The organism is Streptomyces kryoterrae, assembly GCF_054072135.1.
Map to the genome: position 1 here is coordinate 7,144,425 of NZ_CM133358.1, position 21,214 is coordinate 7,165,638.

18 protein-coding genes are annotated in these 21,214 nt (G+C 70.0%); 7 read left to right on the top strand and 11 right to left on the bottom strand.

Annotation, left to right across the window (positions count from 1 at the left end):
- Positions 1-38 precede the first annotated feature (38 nt).
- The 4 genes from ACW4TU_RS31790 to ACW4TU_RS31805 all read right to left on the bottom strand — a co-directional run bounded on the left by ACW4TU_RS31790 (position 39) and on the right by ACW4TU_RS31805 (position 6,317).
- On the bottom strand, positions 39-1,091 hold the full coding sequence (locus ACW4TU_RS31790) for a S66 peptidase family protein (RefSeq protein WP_457418736.1): 1,053 nt from the start codon (positions 1,089-1,091) through the stop codon (positions 39-41).
- Between the two features lie 147 nt (positions 1,092-1,238).
- Positions 1,239-3,992, bottom strand: a complete 2,754-nt coding sequence (locus ACW4TU_RS31795; RefSeq protein WP_457418738.1) for a bifunctional YncE/alkaline phosphatase family protein — start codon at positions 3,990-3,992, stop codon at positions 1,239-1,241.
- 4 nt (positions 3,993-3,996) lie between these two features.
- Complete coding sequence (locus tag ACW4TU_RS31800) at positions 3,997-5,352, bottom strand: ABC transporter permease (RefSeq protein WP_457418740.1); 1,356 nt, start codon at positions 5,350-5,352, stop codon at positions 3,997-3,999.
- The gene (locus ACW4TU_RS31805; protein WP_457418742.1) at positions 5,349-6,317 is read right to left on the bottom strand and encodes an ABC transporter ATP-binding protein; all 969 of its coding nucleotides are present in this window, start codon (positions 6,315-6,317) and stop codon (positions 5,349-5,351) included. Before ACW4TU_RS31805 ends, ACW4TU_RS31800 begins: the two co-directional genes overlap by 4 nt.
- Before the next feature lie 527 nt (positions 6,318-6,844).
- Between ACW4TU_RS31805 and ACW4TU_RS31810 the strand changes: the two genes are divergently transcribed.
- From ACW4TU_RS31810 to ACW4TU_RS31820, 3 genes are all read left to right on the top strand, one after another.
- A complete protein-coding gene (locus ACW4TU_RS31810) occupies positions 6,845-7,186 on the top strand; it encodes a hypothetical protein (RefSeq protein ID WP_457418744.1) in 342 nt (113 codons plus the stop codon).
- 83 nt (positions 7,187-7,269) lie between these two features.
- Positions 7,270-7,695, top strand: coding sequence for a hypothetical protein (locus tag ACW4TU_RS31815; RefSeq protein ID WP_457418746.1), 426 nt, complete (start codon positions 7,270-7,272; stop codon positions 7,693-7,695).
- Between the two features lie 198 nt (positions 7,696-7,893).
- Entirely contained in the window at positions 7,894-9,378 is a 1,485-nt protein-coding gene (locus ACW4TU_RS31820) for a ricin-type beta-trefoil lectin domain protein (RefSeq protein WP_457418748.1), read from the top strand.
- Positions 9,379-9,450: 72 nt separating this feature from the next.
- Here the strand turns inward: ACW4TU_RS31820 and ACW4TU_RS31825 are convergent, their stop codons facing one another.
- Positions 9,451-10,512, bottom strand: a complete 1,062-nt coding sequence (locus ACW4TU_RS31825) for a LacI family DNA-binding transcriptional regulator (RefSeq protein ID WP_457418750.1) — start codon at positions 10,510-10,512, stop codon at positions 9,451-9,453.
- Positions 10,513-10,756: 244 nt separating this feature from the next.
- Here ACW4TU_RS31825 and ACW4TU_RS31830 point away from each other — a divergent pair, with 244 nt between their 5' ends.
- Positions 10,757-12,103, top strand: coding sequence for a pectate lyase family protein (locus ACW4TU_RS31830; RefSeq protein WP_457418752.1), 1,347 nt, complete (start codon positions 10,757-10,759; stop codon positions 12,101-12,103).
- 296 nt (positions 12,104-12,399) lie between these two features.
- Positions 12,400-12,645 (top strand): hypothetical protein, encoded by a 246-nt coding sequence (locus ACW4TU_RS31835; RefSeq protein WP_457418754.1) that lies wholly within the window; start codon positions 12,400-12,402, stop codon positions 12,643-12,645.
- A gap of 76 nt (positions 12,646-12,721) precedes the next feature.
- Here ACW4TU_RS31835 and ACW4TU_RS31840 read toward each other — a convergent pair whose 3' ends face one another.
- Positions 12,722-14,059 carry a hypothetical protein gene (locus ACW4TU_RS31840; protein WP_457418756.1) on the bottom strand — a complete coding sequence of 446 codons (1,338 nt, stop codon included), beginning with the start codon at positions 14,057-14,059 and terminating at the stop codon, positions 12,722-12,724.
- A gap of 200 nt (positions 14,060-14,259) precedes the next feature.
- On the opposite strand from ACW4TU_RS31840, the gene ACW4TU_RS31845 reads away from it, so the two are divergent.
- Complete coding sequence (locus tag ACW4TU_RS31845; protein ID WP_457418758.1) at positions 14,260-15,564, top strand: cation:proton antiporter domain-containing protein; 1,305 nt, start codon at positions 14,260-14,262, stop codon at positions 15,562-15,564.
- A gap of 33 nt (positions 15,565-15,597) precedes the next feature.
- On the opposite strand, the gene ACW4TU_RS31850 is transcribed toward ACW4TU_RS31845, so the two are convergent.
- Together ACW4TU_RS31850 and ACW4TU_RS31855 are read right to left on the bottom strand one after the other, a co-directional pair.
- The gene (locus tag ACW4TU_RS31850; protein WP_457418760.1) at positions 15,598-16,002 is read right to left on the bottom strand and encodes an SHOCT domain-containing protein; all 405 of its coding nucleotides are present in this window, start codon (positions 16,000-16,002) and stop codon (positions 15,598-15,600) included.
- 63 nt (positions 16,003-16,065) lie between these two features.
- Positions 16,066-17,466 carry a DUF2252 domain-containing protein gene (locus tag ACW4TU_RS31855; protein WP_457418762.1) on the bottom strand — a complete coding sequence of 467 codons (1,401 nt, stop codon included), beginning with the start codon at positions 17,464-17,466 and terminating at the stop codon, positions 16,066-16,068.
- A 205-nt stretch (positions 17,467-17,671) separates the two neighbouring features.
- Between ACW4TU_RS31855 and ACW4TU_RS31860 the strand changes: the two genes are divergently transcribed.
- Complete coding sequence (locus tag ACW4TU_RS31860; protein WP_457418764.1) at positions 17,672-18,112, top strand: DUF7144 family membrane protein; 441 nt, start codon at positions 17,672-17,674, stop codon at positions 18,110-18,112.
- 36 nt (positions 18,113-18,148) lie between these two features.
- Here ACW4TU_RS31860 and ACW4TU_RS31865 read toward each other — a convergent pair whose 3' ends face one another.
- From ACW4TU_RS31865 to ACW4TU_RS31875, 3 genes are all read right to left on the bottom strand, one after another.
- Positions 18,149-18,376: a hypothetical protein gene (locus tag ACW4TU_RS31865; RefSeq protein ID WP_457418766.1), complete on the bottom strand. Its 228-nt coding sequence runs from the start codon at positions 18,374-18,376 to the stop codon at positions 18,149-18,151.
- 89 nt (positions 18,377-18,465) lie between these two features.
- Positions 18,466-19,905, bottom strand: a complete 1,440-nt coding sequence (locus tag ACW4TU_RS31870; protein ID WP_457418768.1) for a HupE/UreJ family protein — start codon at positions 19,903-19,905, stop codon at positions 18,466-18,468.
- Positions 19,902-21,197 carry a DUF3500 domain-containing protein gene (locus ACW4TU_RS31875; RefSeq protein WP_457418770.1) on the bottom strand — a complete coding sequence of 432 codons (1,296 nt, stop codon included), beginning with the start codon at positions 21,195-21,197 and terminating at the stop codon, positions 19,902-19,904. The genes ACW4TU_RS31870 and ACW4TU_RS31875 overlap by 4 nt, the downstream gene beginning before the upstream one ends.
- Positions 21,198-21,214: the final 17 nt, after the last annotated feature.

Consider the following 21,214-nt stretch of genomic DNA (forward strand, 5'->3'; position numbering starts at 1 on the left):
AGGCTCCACACCATTCCCGGTCTCGGCACCACCGGAGGTCAGAAGGAGACGTCAGGCGTCGGTTCCGTCATCGTGTGGGGTCGTACCGCCGGTTCGAGCAGCGACAGTGTGCGCTGCCGCGCATCGAGGGCGACGCGGATGCCGACCGGCATCGGCAGATTCGGGCCGGCGTGTCCGAACTCGACGTTGCCCAGGACCGGGATGTCCCGGTCGCCGAGGACGTCGAGGACCATCTCGCGGAGGGTCGGGGACGCGTCGGGCGAGTCGAGTCCGTCGATCTCGTGCGGGACGCCCACGACCATGCCGGAGATCCGGTCGAGGATGCCGCAGTGCCGCAGTACCTGTAGGTAGCTCCACACATGAGACGCCTGGCCGCCCGCCTCCTCCCAGAACAGCACCGCGCCGTCGAACTGTTCGAGCGGCAGCGCGTAGGGCGTCGCCTGCGCCAGCACGATGCGGTTGATCACCCCGCCGATCAGCCGGCCTTCGGTGCGACCGGCACGCCAGCACTCCCACGTCGGGGTGGCCGGCAGCGTACCGATCGGCTCCGTACCGGTCAGCAGCGTCGAGTAGAGCTTCGCAAGCACCGCTTGGCGTGCCGCGGGCGCGGTCTGCCAGTGGCCGCCGAGTCCAGGGGTGGCCAAGTCGGTGTGGAAGCCGACGAGGCCTGTGCGTGCATAGATCACCAGATGCAGCAGCGAGATGTCGCTGTAGCCGAGGATCGGCTTGGGGTCGGCGGTGATCGCCTCGAAGTCGATCAGGTCGAGGTAACCGAGGGCCGTCTGGCCGCCGTCATGCGCGATGATCGCGCGCACCTCGGGATCACGCAGCAGTCCGTTGAACTCATCGGCGATCTCCGCCGGCCGGGCCGCGCTCCACCAGCGGTGCCGCCCTGCTTGGAGAAGCGGTGCGCGACGCACGCGGAAGCCCATCCGCTCAAGCACGACCACGGCCTGCAAGAGTTCGGGTTCGTTGGCGGCATGGAGCGGTCCGGACAGCGATGCGATGACGACGAGATCCCCGGGCCGCAGGGCACGAGGTCGAAGCGGTTGATGCGGTTGAGGCGGTTGAGGCCGTGCGGAAGCGGTCACCGACGCAGTATTCCGGCGCGCGCGACAACACGCGACGCATATGTCGCGCGTTCCCGGCGCGAACGGACGGGACTCCTGACCGGCGGTGACGCAGGCCAGAAGTCCCGTCCGTTCGCGGGGAGTTCACGGCGGGGTGATCAGTGTGTGTCAGCCGTCGGACTCCGGTGACGGGAGGTAGGCGCCGGGCACGTCGTTCGGTGCGTAGATCCTGTTGTCGCCGGGGTACGGCTTGGTCCAGTTGTGCGTCTCGTACCACGTGAGGCGGTTCATCTGGACGGGGTTGGCGTAGTCGGGCACGGCGTTCGGGCCGGTCAGCCGCTGGTGCGACTCCCAGGTCCTCCACTGTGCCGCGACCTTCTGCCGGTCCGCCGGCACCTTCTTCGTCGTCGGCGCGGGCGCCGCGGCGGGGTCCTGCGGTGCCGGGGTGTCCGCGCCGCAGGAGGGCAGGGTGCTCAGGCCGTCGGTCAGCGAGGTCCGGTTGGCCACGGCCTTGAACGGCGTGTTGTCCGCCTTCCTGGTGAACGCCCCGGACATCGGGGTGGCCGCGCTGTCCTTCTGGTTCATCGGGTGGATCCCGAGGATCTGCTCGACCGTACGGATCATGGTGATCTGCGAGTAGTAGTGGTTGTCGACCTTGTCGTGCTGAGCCCAGGGGCTGATGACCTGGACCGGGGCACGGTGGCCGTCGACGTGGTCGAGGCCGGCCTGGGAGTCGTCCTCGACGACGAAGATCGCCGAGTCCTTCCAGTACTCGCTGTGCGAGATCTCGTCGACCATCCGGCCGACCGCGAGGTCGTTGTCCGCGACCTCGGCGGCCGGGCTCGCCGGACCACCGGTGTGGTCGTTGGAGAACCAGAACATGTTCAGGTTCGCCGGACCGTTCTTCTCGAAGTCCTGTTTCCAGATGCCGTACTTGTAGATGTCCGGGACGTTCAGGTCGAACAGCGGGAAGCCGGGCACCGACACCTTGTTGAGTGAGGGGATCGCCGAGCCCGTCTGAATGGGGTACGCGGTCTGCTGCCCGGTCGCGGCCATGTTCCTGGCGTCGCAGTACAGGTTCTGCCAGGTCGCACCGGCCGGCTTGCTCTCGATCGACTGGAACTCGCCGAAGTCCTTGACGGACTTGCCGGCCGCCTGCGCGCCGGTCCAGATGAACCCGGACTTCTGGTGGCCGAGAACGTCGTCCTCGGTGTCGTAACTGCGCGTGTACTCACCGGCGGAGGACTCGGTGTACTCCGGGTTGTCGGCCTGCATCAGCCAGTTGTGACCCTCGGCCGAGTTCGTGCCGATGTCGTAGAAGTTGTCGTACAGCCCGAACTGCTGGGCCAGCGCGTGCTGGTTGGGCGTCACGTTCTCGCCGAACTGGGTGAGCGAGGAGTCGCCGTTGCCCTGCGGGAGGTCGCCGAAGACCTGGTCGTAGGTCCGGTTCTCCTTGACGAGCAGGAAGACGTGCTTGATCGTCGAGGGGTCGCCGAGCCGTGCCGGGACGGGTACGGGCTTGGCGTGGCTCCTGCCCTTTGCCGATGTGACCGAGCCGGGCGTCCAGCCGTTCTGCCGGAAGACCCTGGCCGTCTGGGACCTGATGACGCTGTCGTCCGGCAGCGTGAACCGCGTCAGGCTCGACGTCGTGTCGTGGGTGCCGTGGCCCGCGTTGTCGGGGCGGCGGGCGTCGATGCCACGGGTGTTGGAGACGACCACCTTCCTGCCCACGGCCGCGATCTCGGCGGGGAAGTAGTCCGTCGGGAGCAGGCCGACGTAACTGACCGGTTCCTGCGGCGACTTGTACCGGTAGACGGCGACCGCGTTGGCGCGCCCGAGCGTCACCAGCAGATGACCGTCGTCGGTGAGTGTCACCGCGTCGGGCTCGTAGCCGACCGACGCCTCCGGCCACGGCTGGGTGGCGATGGTCTGTACGACCTTGTCCTTGCGGGTGTCGATGACCGACACGTTGTTGTCGGCGGTGTTGGTGACGAACACCGCCCCCTTCTTGGCGTACACCGCGGTCGGGTGCAGACCGACGTCGATGCTCCTGACGGCGGCGGACGGGTTCGCCAGGTCGATGACGCTGACCGTGCCGGTGGTGGTGGCGCCGGTCTTCGGGTCGGCCGGCACCTGGGTGCCGTAGGAGTTCATCGTGGTGTCGCCGGCCTTGGCCGGGCGCCCGCCCTCGTTGCTGACGTAGAGCCTGTTTCCGACGAGGGCGATGCCGCGGGGGGCGTTGCCCACGGCCCAGCTCTGCTGGACGGTTCCGGTCGCCGCGTCGATGGCGACCACCCGGTTCTGGCCGTTGACCGCGCCGTACACGGTGGAGCCGTCGGCCGAGAACACCGCCGCCCCGACGAGCGCGTGCCTGGTGCCGTCGGCCGGTATCGGGACGGACGTCGGGTTGCCGAGGGTGCCGTCCGCGTTCACGGTGAACCTGGTGTAGCCGTCGCTCTGGCCCAGCCACAGCTGCTTGCCGTCGGGCGAGTAGGCCGGGCCCTCCTGGCCGACGGCACCGCCGGCGATCTTCAGGTCGTCGGCCTTGGAGGTGCCGACGCGCTGCTTCACCTGGCCGGTGCTGAGGTCCATGATCACCAGCGACGCGTCGCCGTCGGTGATCGAGGCGGCGAGGTGGCTGCCGTCCGGGCTGACCGAGGACGACATGATCTTGCCGTCGTTGATGACGGTGCGGCTGCCGTACGGCTTGAGGTACTGGTCGCTGGAGATGACCTGGCCCTTGGCGGTGGTCTGGCCGACCTGCTCGGTGCCGAACCGGTACGTCGAGGCGACCGCGGTGCCCGTGACGCCGAGGGCGACGGCGATGCCCGCGGTCACCAGCGTGGCCCGCCGGCCGACGCGTCCGCCGAAGAGGCTGACCCGCTCTTTCTCGTTGATCCTGCGCTGCCGTGTTACCTGCATGGACCTATCCCTTCGAGGTGGTGTCGAGCAGGTCGACGTTGCCGTCGAACTGCCAGAGCGGGTTCGGGGCGTCACCGGTCGAAGTCCGCACCAGGAAGTAGCCGTTGACTTCCTTCGGACCGTCGCCGTCGGCCATGAACCGCCCGTCCGAGCCGATGTCGAGCTGGTAGACGGCGGTCCCCGAGACCGGGACGCCGGGCAGCCGCCAGGTCACGACGCAACGCCAGTCGTTGCCCGCCCCCTCCTGGGCGCCACGGCCGTCGCTCTTGGTGCACGCGGCCGTGGCCCGCAGTTGCGTCTCGGTGACGGCGGGCCGGTGGAGTTGGTCGGTCTGCAGGCGGTAGAGGTGGGCGAACGCCGTGGCGAGGGACCGCTGCACCTTGTCCTGCCCGATTCCGGAGCCCATGGACGGGGTCGCCAAGGCGACGACCGTGACCGTGAGGGCGGCCAGTCCGGCCAGCGGCAGCAGTCCGAGGGTGATCGCACGGCGCCCCGAGCCGTCGTGGGCCAGGTTGGTGAAGTCGCGCCGCAGGAAGAGCAGATACGCCAGCACGGTCGCGAGCAGCGCCCACAGCAGGCTGACAACGATGCCGATCAGCAGCGCACCGAGCTGTGCCGGGCTGGTGAACAGGCCGTTCCAGGCGATGAAGGCGTAGCCGGGCAGGGCGAGGCGTACGGCGACGGGCAGCGGCAGCATCTGGGCGACCTGCATCGCGAGGGCGACGAGAGCCGGCAGCAGCAGCCCCATCGGGGACCGGCCGAGCGCGACCGATCCGAGGAGCCCGATCGCGGCGAGGGCCAGGGTCGGCGCCAGCACGCAGGACCAGGCGAGGAGGACCTTCACGGCGGCGTCCGCGGGCGCCAGCAGGTGACCGTCGAGGCCGACCAGCGGCTGGTTGCCGACCGCCAACAGCCCGCCGGCCGTACTGGAACAGGCCAGCCCGGCCACGAGCAGCAGGATGACGCTGAGGCCGGCCAGTGCCTTCGCCGCGAAGATCCGTCGCGGCGACCGGACCGCGACGAGCAGATGGCGCCAGGTGCCGAGCCGGTCCTCACAGGCGAACACGTCGCCGGCGACCACCGAGGTCAGCAGCGGGAGCGCCCAGGTGCCCGCGAAACCGAGCACCACCAGCGGTCCGGCCCACCCCGTGGCGTGCATCCAGCGGCCGAAGAGGGTGTCGGAGGGGAGCGTGCCCTGCTCGCTCACCGCGGCGACGAAGAGCGCCGGCGTGATCCAGCAGGCGAGGACGAGCAGGCGGATCCGCCACTGCGAGAGCAGCTTGACCAGCTCGAAGCGGTAGCCGCGGGCCACCGTGACGCGGTGGGCGGCGACACGGTCGTTGACGACGGTCGCGGTCATCCGGCGCACTCCTCCTGCTCCTGCTCCTGCTCCTGCTGCTGCTCGGTGAGGGCGAGGAAAGCGGCCTCCAGCGGCGACACCACGGGGGTGAACTCCCGTACCGCGATGCCCGCGTGGACGAGTCCCGCCACCAGTTCGTCGAGAGCGGGCACCTGCGCGCGTACGACGATCCCCTCTACGGCGCCGTGCCGTACTCCGGTGTTGTCGACGAGGTGGACGCCGGCCGTGTCGGCGGCCACCCGGCGGGCGGCCTGGGCGTCGGAGGTGCGCAACCGGTAGTCCAGCTCACGGTTCTCGGCGGCCAGCTTGCTCAGCGGACCGGAGAACACCACCCGTCCGGTCGCGAGGATCGTGACCTCGTCGCACAGTGCCTCCAGGTCGTCCATCCGGTGGCTCGAGAGCACGACGGCGGCACCGTCGGCCGCGAGCTGGTCGAGGACACCGTGTACGTGCCTCTTGCCGGCCGGGTCGAGGCCGTTGGAGGGTTCGTCGAGTACGAGCAGCCGGGGTTTGGTGAGCAGGGCGGCGGCGAGCCCGAGCCGCTGACGCATGCCCAGGGAGAAACCGCGGGTCCGGTCGTCGGCGACGTCGGTGAGCCCGACCTGGTCGAGCACGTCGTCGATTCCCGTTGTCCGCACGTCGGCGCCGCGGAGAGCGGCCAGGGCGGCGAGGTTCTGCCTGGCGGTGAGCGAGGGGTAGAGGCCGGGCCCGTCCACGAAGCCGGCGACACCGTCGGGAGCGGGGAGTGCGCGTCCGACCGGCGTCCCCAGGATCTCCAGTCGGCCGCTGTCGGCGGCTGCCAGGCCCAGCAGGAGTCCGAGCAGCGTCGTCTTTCCGGCGCCGTTCGGTCCGACCAGGCCGTGTATCCGACCCTGCGTCACATCGAGGTCGATGCCGTCGAGTGCGACGACGTCGCCGAAGTATTTGGTGATCCCGCGAGCCCGGACTGAAAGGCGTGTGTCCATGGGTCCCTTCCTGTGAAGCCTCCAGGGACCCTAGGGATTTCATGGCTTGCGGACAGGAACGGTGAATTGAACGTTGATGGAACGGTGGGGGGAGTTCATGAACAGGTCAGCAGTGAGCCAGAGTTGAGTAAAGAATGTGACGCACCGTCAATCGTGCCACGAACGCCGTGAGCGAGCAGGGGGAGTGTCATGCGTAACCTTTACTCTTAATTTTCTGTCCATGTATTGCATGCGAGGCTCGGGTTGGCAATTCCCTCCGTTTCGTGGAGTGGGTGTTTCCGTCTCGATCCGGAAGCGGTGCGCGTGCGGCGGGCGTCGGGTCGGGTGCCCGGCGACACCGACCTCGCGGCCACCGCCGACGGCCAACTGGCTCCGAAGGCGGCCACCGTGGACATCACCTTCTCCGGGCCGCGCTGTTCCTGCGCCGCCCGGAGCGGATCCCGTTCGAGACGGACGATCTGCTGGAGGCGAAATCGCTGCAGGACGCGGTCGGTTACCGGCTGGACGGGCACGTCGAAGTCCAGTCGATGCTGTTCGGGGCGGCGGTCCTGGCCGTCTCCGTGATCCTGGCCGCGCTCACCGAGGAACTCGCGCCGTTCGTGCGCGCTCATTTCCTGGTGACTCTGCTCTTCGCGGTTTCCGGGGAGTCGCAATCCAGTGAGACGGCGACAGGGCGGGAGAATCTCGACGAGGAGTGCTACGTGAAAACCAGGGAAGGACTGTGGGTGCTCTACCGCGAGGCGATGTCGGGAGACACGGAGAACGCGTTGGACATTCTCGAGATCATCGAAGAGGACGAAACCCGTTTCTCCCACTTTCGCACGGCCCTGGCGGGCCGCCTCGTGAAACAGCAGAAGAAACGGTCATGATGAATTTCCACGGACGATGAGAACGGCAGGCGCCGAGCCCTTCGGTGGCACGGCGGGCCGCGGGTACGCAGACCATGCCGGACGTGCCGTTGCTCCGGACATCGATCCGACGCCGTACGCCCGCGCAGGACATCGAGGACTTCGAGAACGGCCAGGCGCTGCGGGTCCTCCGGTTCACGGAGAACATCGGCGGGACGGTCACACAGTCCGTCGGCAAGGACAGGGGCATTGCCCGGCTGATGCACGGGCACCTGCGGCCGGCCGTCGGTGAGGCTCCGCTCTGGAGCGACCGGCGGGGCGACCGCACCGCGACCCTGCGCCCGCCGTTCCGTCCGAAGCTCACGGCCGGGAAGGTGCCGATGGCGCCAGGTTCGACCGCTACGAACTCGTCGCCGCAGACGGGACGTACGACCTGGTGGTGCCGAAGATCGACGGGGAGCTGGTACGGCACGTGTTCGCCTCGACGGAGGGCAGCTGAATCCCGGTCGCTGTCCGGTCCGCCGCCGTGAAAGGGTCCGGCGTGTTTCGGAACTGTCACGGGTCTTGTCACCGGTGCGGGCGGCGTGCCAGTGTCCGGCCATGGTTACGTAACCATGGCCGGTTTACACGGGTCCGAGTGTCTGTATCCGGGCCCTGGTTCATCACTGCCTCGGCTCAGGTGACGAACCCGCACTCCGCCCTCCGCGATTCCCGTCACTGGAGACGACATGACCAAGACCCCGACGAGGTCGAGAAGACTGGCCAGCGTGCTTATGGCCGGCTTCGGCGCGACACTCCTGTTCCTGACCGCCCCGGCCCCCGCCCTCGCCCAGTCGGCCCCCGAGCGGTCGGCCGCCTCGCACGCGCCGGCGAAGCCCGCGGCGAAGGGCGGTACCAGTGACTTCCGCGGGGTGAACTGGGCGGACCCGCGCGACAACTACGCCAGTGACGCCGTGGTGCCCAGCGGGCTGAAGGTGACCGACGACTACCACACCGTGTACGGCACCACGGGCCGTATGGTGCGCGGCTTCAAGAAGAACCTGGGCGCCAACACGCTGCGCCTGCCGATCAACCCGGCGACCGTGGGCACCACCTGGTGGAAGTCGTACCGGGCGACGATCGACGCGGCCACGGCCTACGGTGACAAGGTCATCGTCAGCTACTGGGAGGCCGACTCCAGCAAGGACGGCCTGGTCGACGACACGGCCGCCTGGAAGAAGATGTGGAACACCGTGGTGCGGGAGTACAAGCACAACCCACGGGTCTACTTCGAGCCCATGAACGAGCCGCACGGCTACACCCTGGACCAGTGGGTGTCCGTCACCAGCGGCTGGCTGGCGCAGCACAAGGACGTCCCGCGCGGCCGTGTCGTGATCAGCGGCACCGGCTACAACGACAACGTCACCGGTGTCGGCGCGGCACCCGCACTGCGGGGAACGCTGCTGTCGCTGCACTTCTACGGGTTCTGGGCCAGCTACACCCAGCAGGCTGACTGGGTCGCCGACCTGGAGGCCCGGATCGGCAAGTACGCCGGCCGGACCATCATCGACGAGGCCGGTTCCCCGATGACCATCGGTCTGAACTACGGCGCGTGGAACGGCAACATCTACACCTCGTACCTCGCGGCCGTGGCCAACACCGCCCGCGGCAAGGGGATGGGCCTGGTGTACTGGCCGGGGCTGCGGTTCGGTGACGCCTACTCGATCGAGTCGCTGGACTCCAACGGCAACCTGGTGGACAACAGCGCCACCGGAGTCGCCCTGCTGCGCTGGGGTTACGGCTTCGGCAAGACCCCGCCCGTCAACGACCTGCCGCCCGCGCCTCCCGGTGAGGTCCTGCGCGGAGTCGGCTCCACCCGCTGTGTGGACGTGCCCGGCTTCAGCACGACCAACGGCACCCAGCTCGACCTCTGGGACTGCAACGCCGGCGGCAACCAGACCTGGAACTGGGACGCGGACAAGCAGCTCACCGTCTACGGCAACAAGTGCATGACGGTGGGCGGCACCGGAGCCACGGCGGGAGACCCCGTGGTCATCTCCGACTGCACCGGCGCGACGGCACAGCAGTGGAACGTGAACGCCGACCTCTCCGTGACCAGCGTCGCGAACCCGGCGCTCTGCCTGGACGCGGCCGGAGCGGGCACCGGTAACGGCACGTCGGTCGACGTCTGGTACTGCAACGGAAGCAGCAACCAGCAGTGGGCCAGGAGCTGATTCCGGCACCTGCTCCCCTCGACCGCTGACTCGACCACCGGCTCGACGACCGAACTCGACCACTGACGCCGGTCAGCGCCGCCGCTCTTCGCCCCCGGGTGAGGACGGCGGCGCTCCGGTGCTCGCGCGGACCACCAGCCGGGTCGGGACCAGGGTCCTGTCGACCGTGTCGGGCCCGGTGCGGCCGATCTTGCCCAGCAGCTTCTGCAGGCTGAGCCGGCCGACCGCGGCGAAGTCCTGCCGCACGGTGGTCAGCGGCGGCCAGAAGGCATGGGTCTCCTCCATGTCGTCGAACCCCACCACGCTGACGTCGTCGGGAATCCGGCGGCCGAGCTCGTGCAGGGCACGCATGACACCGAGGGCCATATGGTCGTTCGCGGCGAAGATCGCCGTGACCTCCGGCCGTCGCCCCAGAGTCAGCCCGTGCCGGTATCCGGACCGGGTGGTCCAGTCGCCGTACAGCACCGGGGGCGCGGTGATGCCGGCCTGCTGCAGGGTGCGCCGCCAGGACTCGACGCGATGGGCCGCGGAGTACGAGGTCGGGGGTCCGGCGATGTGCCATACCTGCTGGTGGCCGAGTTCCAGCAGGTGTTCCGTCGCCTGCCGGGCGCCCTGTGCCTGATCGGTGTCCACCACGGTGTAGCCGGGGCCGGTGTCGGAGTCGACGACCACCATCGGAACCCCTGGCGGGAGGCTGAACTCCGCGTCGTCGAGGAGATGCGCCTCGAAGATGAGGATCACTCCGTCGACGGCCGCCTCGCTGAGCCGGTCGTAGGCACCGGAGACCCCGCCCATGGTCGGGTCCGGCACGGGGATGAGGGTGACGGCGTACTTGGCGCGGGCGGCCTCCCCCGCGATGGCGTCGAGGGTGCGCGTGTTTCCGAACGTCCTGAGCGTGAAGGTGATGACACCGATCGTGTTGAACCGCCCGCTCTTGAGCGCGCGTGCGGCTCCGTTCGGCCGGTAGCCCAGCGCCTGCATCGACTCTACGACCCGCTGCCTGGTCGCCGGGTCGACGTTCGTGTGGCCGTTGGACACGCGCGAAACCGTCTGCGGCGCGACACCGGCGTGTCGGGCGACGTCCGCCATCGACGGCCGGGGCCGTCCGGACATGGGCTTGTCCCCAATCGCCATGATCCCTTGTTTCCCCTGTTTTCCCTGCTTCTCGGGCCCTGACAACAGCCTAGGCCCACTCCCAGGACGCTGCCGGATGTTCCACCGCGAGGTGGTCTCAAGGATCCGGCCCGCGACCGGCCTCAAAAATCCCCCGCGTCGGGGGGCAACCTTTCCGGCGTTCCGCGGCAACTGACGAGTCGAAAGCCCCCACGCGGGAGCTTCACACACCGCACGCGTTCCACCACCACGTAAGGACTCATCCGTGGCTTCCCCTTCGCATCGCCGCTCCCTCCGCACGCGTCGCACCGTTCTGGTCTCCACCGCGGCCGTGGCCGCAGCGGGTCTCGGTGCCGCCGTGTTCGCCATGAACGCGAACGCGGGTGCCGTCGACCTGGCTCACCAGGTGCTGCCCGCCAAGGACGGCTGGGCCGCCTCCGGCACCGGCACGACCGGGGGCGCGCGGGCAGACTCCGCGCACGTCTTCACCGTCAGCACCCGCGCGCAGCTGGTGAAGGCGCTGGGCAGCGCGACCAACTCGACGGCGAAGATCATCAAGATCAAGGGCACCATCGACGCCAACACGAACGACGCGGGCAAGAAGCTGACCTGTGCCAACTACGCGGCCGGTACGGGATACTCGCTCGCCGCCTATCTGAAGGCGTACGACCCGGCCACGTACGGCCGTTCGAAGCTGCCCTCGGGTACGCAGGAGAAGGCGCGGGCCGCGGCCCAGGCCGCGCAGGCGAAGAACATCGTCTTCAAGGTGCCGGCCAACACCACGATCGTGGGAGTGCCGGGCACCAAGGCCGGGATCACCGGCGGCAGTCTCCAGGTGAAGGACGTCGACAACGTCATCATCCGGAACCTGAGCTTCAGCGCCACCGAGGACTGCTTCCCGCAGTGGGACCCGACGGACGGTTCCACCGGCAACTGGAACTCCGCGTACGACTCCGTCACCCTGCGCGGGGCGACCCATGTCTGGGCCGACCACAACACCTTCACCGACGCGCCGCACCTCGACAGCGTCAACCCGAAGTACTACGGCCGGGAGTACCAGATCCACGACGGCGACCTCGACATCACCAAGGGCTCCGACCTGGTGACCGTCGAGCGCAACCAGTTCACCAACCACGACAAGACCATGCTGATCGGCAGCAGCGACACCGACAGTGTCGGCAAGCTGCGGGTCTCCATCCACCACAACGTGTGGAAGGGCATCGTCCAGCGTGCCCCGCTGGCCCGGATCGGCCAGATCCACGTCTACAACAACTACTTCGACACGACGACCCTGGGCGGCTACGCGCCCCTCTACACGGTCAACTCCCGGGCCAAGGCGCAGGTCGTCGCCGAGTACAATGCCTGGAAGGTTCCCTCCGGCGGCAAGACCGCGAAGCTGCTGAGCGGCGACGGCACCGGCTCGGTCGCGGCCACCGGCAACCTCGTCAACGGCACGGTGACGGATCTCGTGGCCGCGTACAACGCCGCGAACTCCAAGAAGCTGAAGACGACGGTCAACTGGAAGCCGGCCCTGACGGCAGGTCTCCAGACGACGGCGAAGAACCTGGCGACGGAGCTGGCGGGGACCACGGGGGCCGGGGTTCTCTCCTAGGGACACAAGGGCCCGGGACCGATGGTGCGACGCCGTCGACCGATCCGGGCCCGGTCGCTTCGCCCCGCCGGATCCCTCCGGCGGGTCGAAGCGCTGCGAAGTGGGCGGAGCGGGGCGAGCCTGTGCTGAAGGCCGGCCCTGGTCAGGCACTCACGGTGCTGGTCGAGAAGTCGCGCACCCAGCTGTCGCTGTTCGGACTGCTCTCCTCCCGCAGCTCCTGGGGCTCGGCTCGCTGAACGTCGTCCTCGGCAGGACTCGGCGACGACGATGAGCGTCCTGCTTCTGCCGGAGACCCCGTGGCAGCGCTCGCCGCCTGGTGGTTCATGGACCGGAACATCGCGATCGCGACGATTTCCGGGCTGCTGCTGATCATCGTCGGCGTCACCGTCGTGGTGACCGGCGGCGGGGAACAGCTCGCGCCGGTACTGGACGACAGGCGGGATCCCCGGCTGGACTGGGCGACGTGCACCGAGAATCCGACGGTCATGCTCACCTGTCACGGTGTCGGGGCGTTCGGCGCCCTTCACATGCGCAAATCATGACCCCCGGTGGCGGAGAAGCCGTTTGTCGACGATCCCACCGTGTCACTCACGGCCTCCACCCGGCGACGCTGAACGCTCACGACCCGGACGGGCCCGGTCGTGGACCCTCGGCATCGATGGTGGCGCGGCCGGTCGCCGCGAGGAGGGCGAGCAGCGCGAGTACGGTCAGCAGGGCGATGACCAGCAGCAGGACGGCCGGGGCCGTCGGCCGGTTCCAGAGCGCGAAGACCAGGGTCACGATCAGCAGGGCGGCCAGGGCGATCCACCGCCGGTGGGCCTCGGCCCAGATCCCCACCCGGCCGGTACGTGCCTGGCGGGCGTACGCCCATCGCGCCGCGGAGTCGGCGGCGCGCTCGGAGGCGCCCCGGACAGCGAGTGGCAGCCTCCCCGGGCCGATCAGGTAGGCGCCGAGCGCGATGACCACACCGAGCACGATCACCGTGCGCAGGCCGGCCCGCAGAAAGCGCAGCAGGGTGTCGAAGACGGCTGCCGCGGCGGCCTCGGACTGCACCTGGGGCGGGAGGTGATCAAGGTAGTAGCGGCGGACGACGACCAGGACGACGGCCACGACCAGGCAGGCGAGGGCCGCGCCGAGAGCCGTACGGGCCAGCGCCCGGCGCCGCCGCCGGGCCAGCAGGACGCCGGCCGCGCCGATCACCACGACCAGCGCGGGCAGCCAGTTCCCGAGGACGTCCAGCAGATGGGCGCCCTTGCGGATCTTCTCCAGTTCGTCGGACTGGAAGAGCACCATCTGCTTCTCGACCTCGGGGATCCCGGCGGCCGGTGACAAGCCGGCCTCGACGAGCGCCTGCCTGACCTGATCGACGGCTTCGCCGACATCGAGGGTGACCGTCCCGCTGTCCACCCCCACCGCACCACGGCCCTCACCCGTGAGCGCGTGCACGACCCCGGCGTGGGCGGCGCGGTTGGCTTCGGTCCAGATCCGTTCGAAGCGGTCGCCGCGCACGAAACGGGTGGCCACCTTCTCGACCGTGCCGGTGACCGCGGAGTCGAGCTGCGGGCCCAGACCCTTCACGGCCTCGGCCGCGCGGGACGGCAGCCCCTGCGACCGCAGCCAGGCGGCGATGTCAGCGGCGGCCCGGGTGCCGTCCGCCCGCACATCGGCGGCCCGGGTGATGCGCCTGACCGCCGCGTCCTCGATCGCCGGATGCGAGGCCAGCGGCGCGACCGTCGCCACATACCGGTCGGTGTCCAGCACGATGTCGTGCACCCACACGGTGAGCAGGGCGACCGGCACCAGGACGCAGGTGAGCACGATGAGCACCGCCGAGGCGGTGATCCGCGTGATCCGCACGGCGGCCGAGCCGTGCCCGCGGTCGTTCGCCGCCGTGTCACCCGCCTTCCCCTCCGGGGTGGGGGCGGCCTCGGACGGCTCGTGCGGGCTGGCGGCCATGGGGGCTCCAAGACGTCTTGTGCGGGTGCCTCCCTCCATTTCCGCCGCTCTACGGCAGGACGGCCCGTCCGGATGGGCCGTACGGGCCGGAGTCCGGCGTGTCCGGGTCGACGCCAGGGGGCAGCCCCCGGCGGCCTGTATAAGGAGGCCACCGGCGCGATCACGCGGCAGGCGGGGCCGCCCCGGCAGCGCGGAAGCCGATGGATCCGGAGGGCCAGAACATGAGCGGCGGCGCCTGGACCGTTGTGGCGGTGGCGGGTGTCACGGCCGCCTACGCACTGGGGTCGCGACGGCTGTCCTCGACGCCGCTGTCGTCGGCGATCGTGTTCGTCGGCTCCGGGATCCTCCTCGGCCCCGCCGCGCTCGACATCGTCGACCTGGAGCACGACGCCGCACCGATCATCGCGCTCCTCGAAACCGCCCTGGCGCTCGTGCTGTTCACCGACGCCATGACGGTCCGCAGACGCGACCTGGTGACCGGCGGCTTTCTGCCGGGTCGTCTGCTGGGCATCGGGCTGCCGCTGAGCATCGGCGCGGGCTGGCTGCTCGCCCGGCTCCTGCTGCCCGGCCTGACGGTGTGGGAACTCGCCCTGGTCGGCGCCATCCTCGCCCCCACCGACGCCGCCCTCGGCACCACCGCCCTCTCCCATCCGCGCGTCCCGGCGCTGGTACGGCACGGCCTGAACGTCGAGAGCGGCCTGAACGACGGCATGGTGCTGCCCTTCTTCGTCCTGTTCCTGGCGGCCATCCCGGGCACGCACTACGCGGAGGAGGGCGTGGCGGGTGTCTTCTGGCGCGCCCTCGTCCTGAGCGCCGCGCTGGGTCTCGTCGTCGGCGGGCTCGGCGGCCGGCTGCTGCAGTGGTCCCTGGCCAGGGGGTGGGTCACGGGGGAGTGGCGGCAGGCCTATCCGCTGGCCCTCGCGGCGGCCTCGTACGAACTCGCCGTCGTGACGGACGGCAGCGGCTTCATCGCCGCCTGGCTGGCCGGCTTCGCCTTCGGGTTCGCCCTGCGCCGCCACCGGACCGGCAACGACCAGGAAGTCCCGGAAGTCCCGGACCGTACAGCCGAGTTCGCCGAGAACCTCGGGGGACTCCTCGCGGCGATCAGCCTGCTGGTCTTCGGGGCGGTGCTGCTCGGCCCCGCACTGGAGCACCTGACCTGGCGGATCGTCCTGTACGCGGTGCTCAGCCTCACCCTCGTCAGGATGCTGCCGGTGGCCCTGTCCCTCGCCGGGAGCGGGCTGCGGCTCCCCACGGTGGCGTACGTCGGATGGTTCGGGCCGCGCGGTCTCGCGTCCGTCGTGCTGGCACTGCTCGTGGTGGAGGAGCACGTCCACGGGGTGGAGCTGCTCGGCAGGGTGGTCGCGATCACCGTAGGCCTGAGCGTCCTCCTGCACGGCGTCTCCGCGGTGGCCCTCGCCGAGCGGTACGGCCGCTGGCTCGGGAGGACCGCGACGACCACGCGCGACCTGCGGGAGGTCACAGCCGTACCGCCCGAGAGGTGAGTCGGGGAAGCCGGCCGGGTGCCCAGGACGAGGTCAGGACGTCAGGACCTTCTCCTTGGCGTGCTGGAACTCCGTCTCGGTGAGGACACCCCTGCTCTTGAGCTCCGAGAGCTTGGTCAGTTCGTCCGCGGGGCCGCCGGCGCGTCCCTGGAAGTACGCGTCGAGCGACTCCTGCCGTGCCCTGGCGGCCTGGTGTTCCCGCTTGCCCATGTCACGGCCCCGGACGATCAGGTACACGAAGATCCCGAGGAACGGCATGACGATCAGGAAGAAGGTCCACCCCGTCTTCGCCCAGCCGCTCAGCGAGTCGTCGCGGAAGACATCGCCGATGACGCGGAACAGCAGGGTGATCCACAGGATCCACAGGAAGATCCACATCATCGTCCAGAACGCGCCCAGGAGCGGATAGTCGTATGCCAGGTACAGGTTGTCGCTCATAGTCGTCCTCCTGCCTGTGCCGTGCCTCGCGGCACGACAGTCGTCGTCGGTCCCCTGAACGCGCTACGCGTTCAGGGCACGGACCCGGCCGGTGCGTACGGCGTCGGTGAGTGCTTGGTGGTCGCGTTCGTTCTGGTCCGCGTAGCGTTCGGCGAAGACGGCGACCGCGCGGTCGAAGACGTCGCCGCCGCCGAGGTAGGCGCCGATGGCGATGCGGTCCCCGGATCTGGCGTGGGCGCGGGCGAGGGTGGCGCCGCAGAGTTCACCGAAGGCGCGCATGTCCTTGGGGGTCATGAGCTGGGGTGCGGCGATGCCCTTCCAGTCCCGCAACTGGCGTACGTAGAAGTCGCGTCGGCGCCCGTCGATGCCGGTGACGCGTGCCCAGCCGAGGAAGATGTCGCCGGCGGCCTGCATGAGGCGCTGTCCGGCGACGACCCGATGGCCCTGGTTGTCGTAGACGCTCGCTCCCGCGTACGGGGCCAGCACGGACCGGTCGGCTTCCTTGGCCTGGAGCAGCAGCGGATCCTCGTCGTCCCGGCCGAGCAGCAGGATGATCCAGCAGCGGGTGCCGACGCTGCCGACCCCGACGACCTTGCGGGCCATGTCGACGACCCGGTACTGCCGCAGCAGATGGCGGCGGTCGGACTGCAGGCTGTGACCGTAGCGCTCGATCAGCTCGTGCAGCTGTTCCTCCAGGGCGTCGCGTTCGACGTCCGGCAGCAGGTCCTGGAGCGGCACGATCAGGGGCGGGTCGGGGGAGATCCCGCGTCGGCCGTCGGTCACCCGCGTGAGCTTTTCGAACGCCTGGAGGCTGTCGCGGCCACGCGCCTTGGCCATGGCCCGCCGGGCACGCTCGCGGGCCCGCGCCCCCACCTTCCGGTCCGCCAGCTCCCACAGCACGTCCGTGTCGGCCTTGGCGTACCAGACGTCGAGGTGGCCCAGGCCGGCGAAGTGGCGCATCCGCTCGCGGTAGGACCGTACGGCGGTCCGTACGACGGAGGCCCGTTCGGCATCCGGGTAGCCGTTCTCGCGGCCGGCGATGGCCAGGCTCGCGGCCAGCCTCTTGACGTCCCACTCCCAGGGGCCCGGCAGGGTCTCGTCGAAGTCGTTGATGTCGAACATCAGGTGCCGCTCGGGCGAGGCGAGCAGCCGGAAGTTCAGCAGATGCGCGTCACCGCACAACTGTGCGGTGAATCCCGAGCGGGGAGTGTCGGCCAGGTCACCGGCCATGATGGCGGCGGCACCCCGGTAGAAGCGGAAGGGGGACTCCAGCATCCGGCCGTAGCGGATGGGTACGAGTTCCGGCAGCCGGGCGGCCGACTGCGCCTCGATGACGTCCACCGGATCCGGGCGCTTCGCCGACGGCTGGTACTCGGCGTGAGCGGAGCGCGGAGCGTCGGCCCGTGCGGCCCGGCCCAGGGCCGCCCTCTCCTTCGGTTGCCCCCCACCGACCTGTTCGGCCATGACGCCACCACCTCCTGAACGGAGCCGGCTTTGGGGGACCTGCCCCGATCCCGGCCCGTTTTGGGCCCTCCCACCGTTCCACAACCCGCCCCGGCCGGCATCTCGAGGTGCGCGGGGCACCCTGCGGGACGAGATGGGAAGTAGCGCGAACGGCCCCACGCGCACGCGCGGTCGGGTGGGGCCGTACGACACGAAGGAGCCTGCGATGGCCAGTCATGCGAGTGGGAGCCGCTCGGGTGCGGCGGTACGGAGTTCGGCGAGGACCGGGATCGGGCTCGGCAGCGGCTGGCTGGTCTTCGCGGCCGTCCTGATGGTCTTCGGCGGCCTGATGACGCTTCTCGCGGGCATCGCCGCCATCGCCAACGACGACGTGTTCGTCACCACCCGGAACTACGTGTACGAGTTCGACATCACCGGGTGGGGCTGGATCCATCTGATCATGGGTGTGGTCATCACTCTCGCCGGTGTCGCCCTGTTCCAGGGCGCCACCTGGGCGAGGGTCGTCGGCGTGGGACTGGCCGGCCTGGCCATGATCGCGAACTTCCTCTGGATCCCGTACGCGCCGCTCTGGGCCGTGGTCCTGATCGCGATCAACGGCTTCGTCATCTGGGCGCTGTGCACCGCTCCCGGCCCGGCGGAGCGATGAGGAGGCAGGGACGGCTCGTTCCCCGCCGTCGCGCGGTCATGGCTCCGTCGAACGGGGCTGGGTCCTCGGGATCCGCTGGGTGAAGAACATCGCGAGGAGCGCGGTGAAGGCGAGGACGGCGAGTGCGGCGCGCAGACTGTCGATCCGGGCGGCGGCGTTCGCGTCGAACGCCGCCCGAGCCGCCTCCGGGCTCACGCCCGCCTTGTCGAGGACCGTCCTGAGCTGGGCGTCCGACAAGAAGGGCACGCCGCTGCGGAGTTCCACGGTCGCCCTGTTCCCGACGTCGTCCGGGATCGCCGGATTACGGCGGAGCCGCCCTGCCGACGGAGCCGAGGACGATCCGCACACGTCTTTCAACGGCTCCGTGCCGCGGTCGAGTCGGCGGTTTCCGCCGACTGGTCCCGGTCCGGCTCACACGTTGTCGCCGCGTGTCGCCCTTCACACGCGGGACATGCCGGTCCGGGCCCGGCGCGTCGGCGGGTGACCGACGTCCAGGCGGTGGCGGCGAGCGCGGTCACCGTGAGGGTGGCCAGCATCAGCGTGGTGTGGGATCCGGCGCTGTCGGCGGTCCGGGCGACGGGGTTGGGCAGGCCCAGGCGGTCGGCCAGCCAGCCGAGGGCCGCCGTGCCGGTGAGCAGGGCGCCGGCCAGTCGCAGCGCGCGCTGGACACGCAGACGCGCCAGGACCAGCAGGGAGGGCAGGGCGAGACAGACCAGCAGGAGCTGGACCAGCTCGATACCGAGGTTGAAGCCGAGGAGACTGGTCACGAGCTGACCGGTGGACAGATGCATCTCGGCCAGGACGAAGGAGAACGCCATGCCGTGGCCGAGCCCGAAGACCCCGGCGACGAGCGCCTCCTTGCCCGGGAAGAGGGGGCGGACGGCGTGGACCGCGCCGACGAGGATGCTCGCGGCGATGAACGCCTCGACCGGCCGGCCGGGGATGTCCAGACGGCCGAGCGCGGTGGCGGCCAGCGCGACGGAGTGCCCGGCGGTGAAGGCGAGCGTGATGCGGCCGATCCGGCCGAGCGCGGTCCGGCCGCCGACCAGGCCGTCCCAGCGTCGTCCGCTGACCGCGAGCGGCGCGGGCAGGAGCAGGATCAGCAGGAACAGCAGGTGGTCGGTGCCGGTGAGGATGTGGTCGCCGCCCAGCTTCACCATGGCGAGGAAACCGCGCCAGGCGCTGCCGTCACCGAGGTCGACCTTCAGGGCCTGGACGGTCATGGTCCGCGTGTCGATCCGGATGGTGCCGACCTGGGTGGTGCCCTCGCCGTCGACCTGCCCGGAGGACCAGTCCTGACGAACCGTCACCAGTACCGTGTGCGTGACGACCTGGTGGACGATGACGTCGTAGGCGAAGGTGAAGTGGCGTACGTCGGTGCCGGCCGGCGGGGTGAGCACGGCCTCGGCGACCAGCTCGCGGTAGGGGCCGGTGGAGGTCTGCTCGGTGCTGCTGAGGCTCAGGCCGCCGATGCCGACCTCCCAGGCCCTGCCCTGGGTGGTGACCGGGTGGATGTGCCCGGCGAGGTAGGTCCGGACGGCCTTGGCCCGCTGGGCCAGTGTGGTCTCGGTGGCGCTGCTCAGATCGATCCCGCTGGCCCGGGAGAAGTCGTCGACCGGCAGTTCCAGGCGGGCGTTCACCGAGGTCCGGTACACGTCGAGCTCCACCACCGAGTGCGGCATCGGATGCGCGGCGGCCGGCGACGCCCCTGTGAGGAGCGCCGCCGGCACCACGATCGCGATCCCGGCCACCAGACGCAGTGCTGTGGTCAGCCAGTTTCGCGGTCGGATCATGAGAAGGAGAACTCGCTTCCGTAGTCGCGGGTGTGGTCCCGGTACACGGTGTGGTAGTGGATCTGGTCCCGGTAGACGACGCCGCTCTGGCAGACGAACTCGATCCACACGCTGGGACCGTCGATGCGGACGTAGTCGCCCTGGGTGTCCAGACCGGTGCCGCCGGAGTAGGAGACGAAGGTCTGGTCGAGCTCACGCGCGTACGTCTTCGTGAGCTGTGCGGCGGTGGCGTTGTCCACGTCGGCGATCCAGGGGTGGATCGCCTCCAGGACCAGCTTCTTCTGCTTCGGCGACAGCGAGCCGGCCTTGATGCCCTCCTTGGTCGCCGGGAACTGGCCGTCCTCGCCCGGGCCGAGCAGCACGTCGCTGAACGACTCGGACAGCTTGGCCTTGGCCAGCTGCTCCGTGCTGAGGCTGCTGGTCAGCTTGAGCAGACCGTCGCGGAAGTTCGCCAGCGGCTCGTACGTGGTGCCGTCGTCCGCGGTCCAGCTGGTGGGCTCGACGCCGGTGAAGAACGGGCTGGCGCCGGACACCTTGCCGTCCTTGTAGGTGATGTTCACGGCGAGGTGGTGGCCGCCGAAGTGCAGCTGCCAGGTGCCGTCCGCCGACGGGGTGCCCAGGAACGCCAGGAAGTAGATGTCACTGCCGTAGCCACCACCGGCGCCGCCGCCGGGCGCACCGGACGGCGGGGTGCCCGTCGGGGCGTCGCCGGCCGTGGCGCTCGGGTCCGTCGAGGCGGTGGCCGACGGGTCGGCCGAGGTGGAGGCGGAGGGGTCCGCCGAGGCGTCGGTCGACGTGCTGCTCGACGGCGCGGAGGGACCGGAGCCGGAACTCTCCGCCGAGGCCAGCTGGTCGTCGGCCAGGAGGGTCTGCAGGACGTGCTCGTAGCCGGTGTCCTTGCCGGTCCCCAGGGCCACCTTCAGCACGTTCTTCAGGGCGGCCAGCTGCTCGTCGCTCAGCGAGCCGGTCTGGATGCCCGGCCGGCAGGACGAGCCGCACGGCAGGTTCGACCACGAGGTCGCGTTCGCCTGGGAGAAGTCCAGGACCGTCGCCGCCTGCTGGTCGGAGTCCAGCGTGTTCAGGAACGCGTTGGCGGCGCTGACCACGGCCGCGACGCCGTTGGCCTTCTTGTCGACCGGGAAGTGGACGCCGGCCTTCTTGGCCCCGCCCGTGGTCGTCGCGGCGTTGGCTGCCGCGAATCCGCCACCGACGAGGACGACACCGGCGGCCACACCGGCTATACCCCGCCAGGTCCGGCGGTGACGCGCCCGACTTGTTCTCTCTTTGCTCACGAACAGCTCCCTGAAGA

Bases quoted from the DNA above. Each gene is read 5' to 3' on its own strand.
- ACW4TU_RS31845 (WP_457418758.1), top strand. From the start codon at position 14,260: ATGGATCCGGAGGGCCAGAACATGAGCGGCGGCGCCTGGACCGTTGTG.
- ACW4TU_RS31870 (WP_457418768.1), bottom strand. From the start codon at position 19,905: ATGATCCGACCGCGAAACTGGCTGACCACAGCACTGCGTCTGGTGGCC.
- ACW4TU_RS31800 (WP_457418740.1), bottom strand. From the start codon at position 5,352: ATGACCGCGACCGTCGTCAACGACCGTGTCGCCGCCCACCGCGTCACG.
- ACW4TU_RS31825 (WP_457418750.1), bottom strand. From the start codon at position 10,512: ATGGCGATTGGGGACAAGCCCATGTCCGGACGGCCCCGGCCGTCGATG.
- ACW4TU_RS31840 (WP_457418756.1), bottom strand. From the start codon at position 14,059: ATGGCCGCCAGCCCGCACGAGCCGTCCGAGGCCGCCCCCACCCCGGAG.
- ACW4TU_RS31850 (WP_457418760.1), bottom strand. From the start codon at position 16,002: ATGAGCGACAACCTGTACCTGGCATACGACTATCCGCTCCTGGGCGCG.
- ACW4TU_RS31860 (WP_457418764.1), top strand. From the start codon at position 17,672: ATGGCCAGTCATGCGAGTGGGAGCCGCTCGGGTGCGGCGGTACGGAGT.
- ACW4TU_RS31855 (WP_457418762.1), bottom strand. From the start codon at position 17,466: ATGGCCGAACAGGTCGGTGGGGGGCAACCGAAGGAGAGGGCGGCCCTG.
- ACW4TU_RS31810 (WP_457418744.1), top strand. From the start codon at position 6,845: ATGCTGTTCGGGGCGGCGGTCCTGGCCGTCTCCGTGATCCTGGCCGCG.
- ACW4TU_RS31820 (WP_457418748.1), top strand. From the start codon at position 7,894: ATGACCAAGACCCCGACGAGGTCGAGAAGACTGGCCAGCGTGCTTATG.
- ACW4TU_RS31805 (WP_457418742.1), bottom strand. From the start codon at position 6,317: ATGGACACACGCCTTTCAGTCCGGGCTCGCGGGATCACCAAATACTTC.
- ACW4TU_RS31795 (WP_457418738.1), bottom strand. From the start codon at position 3,992: ATGCAGGTAACACGGCAGCGCAGGATCAACGAGAAAGAGCGGGTCAGC.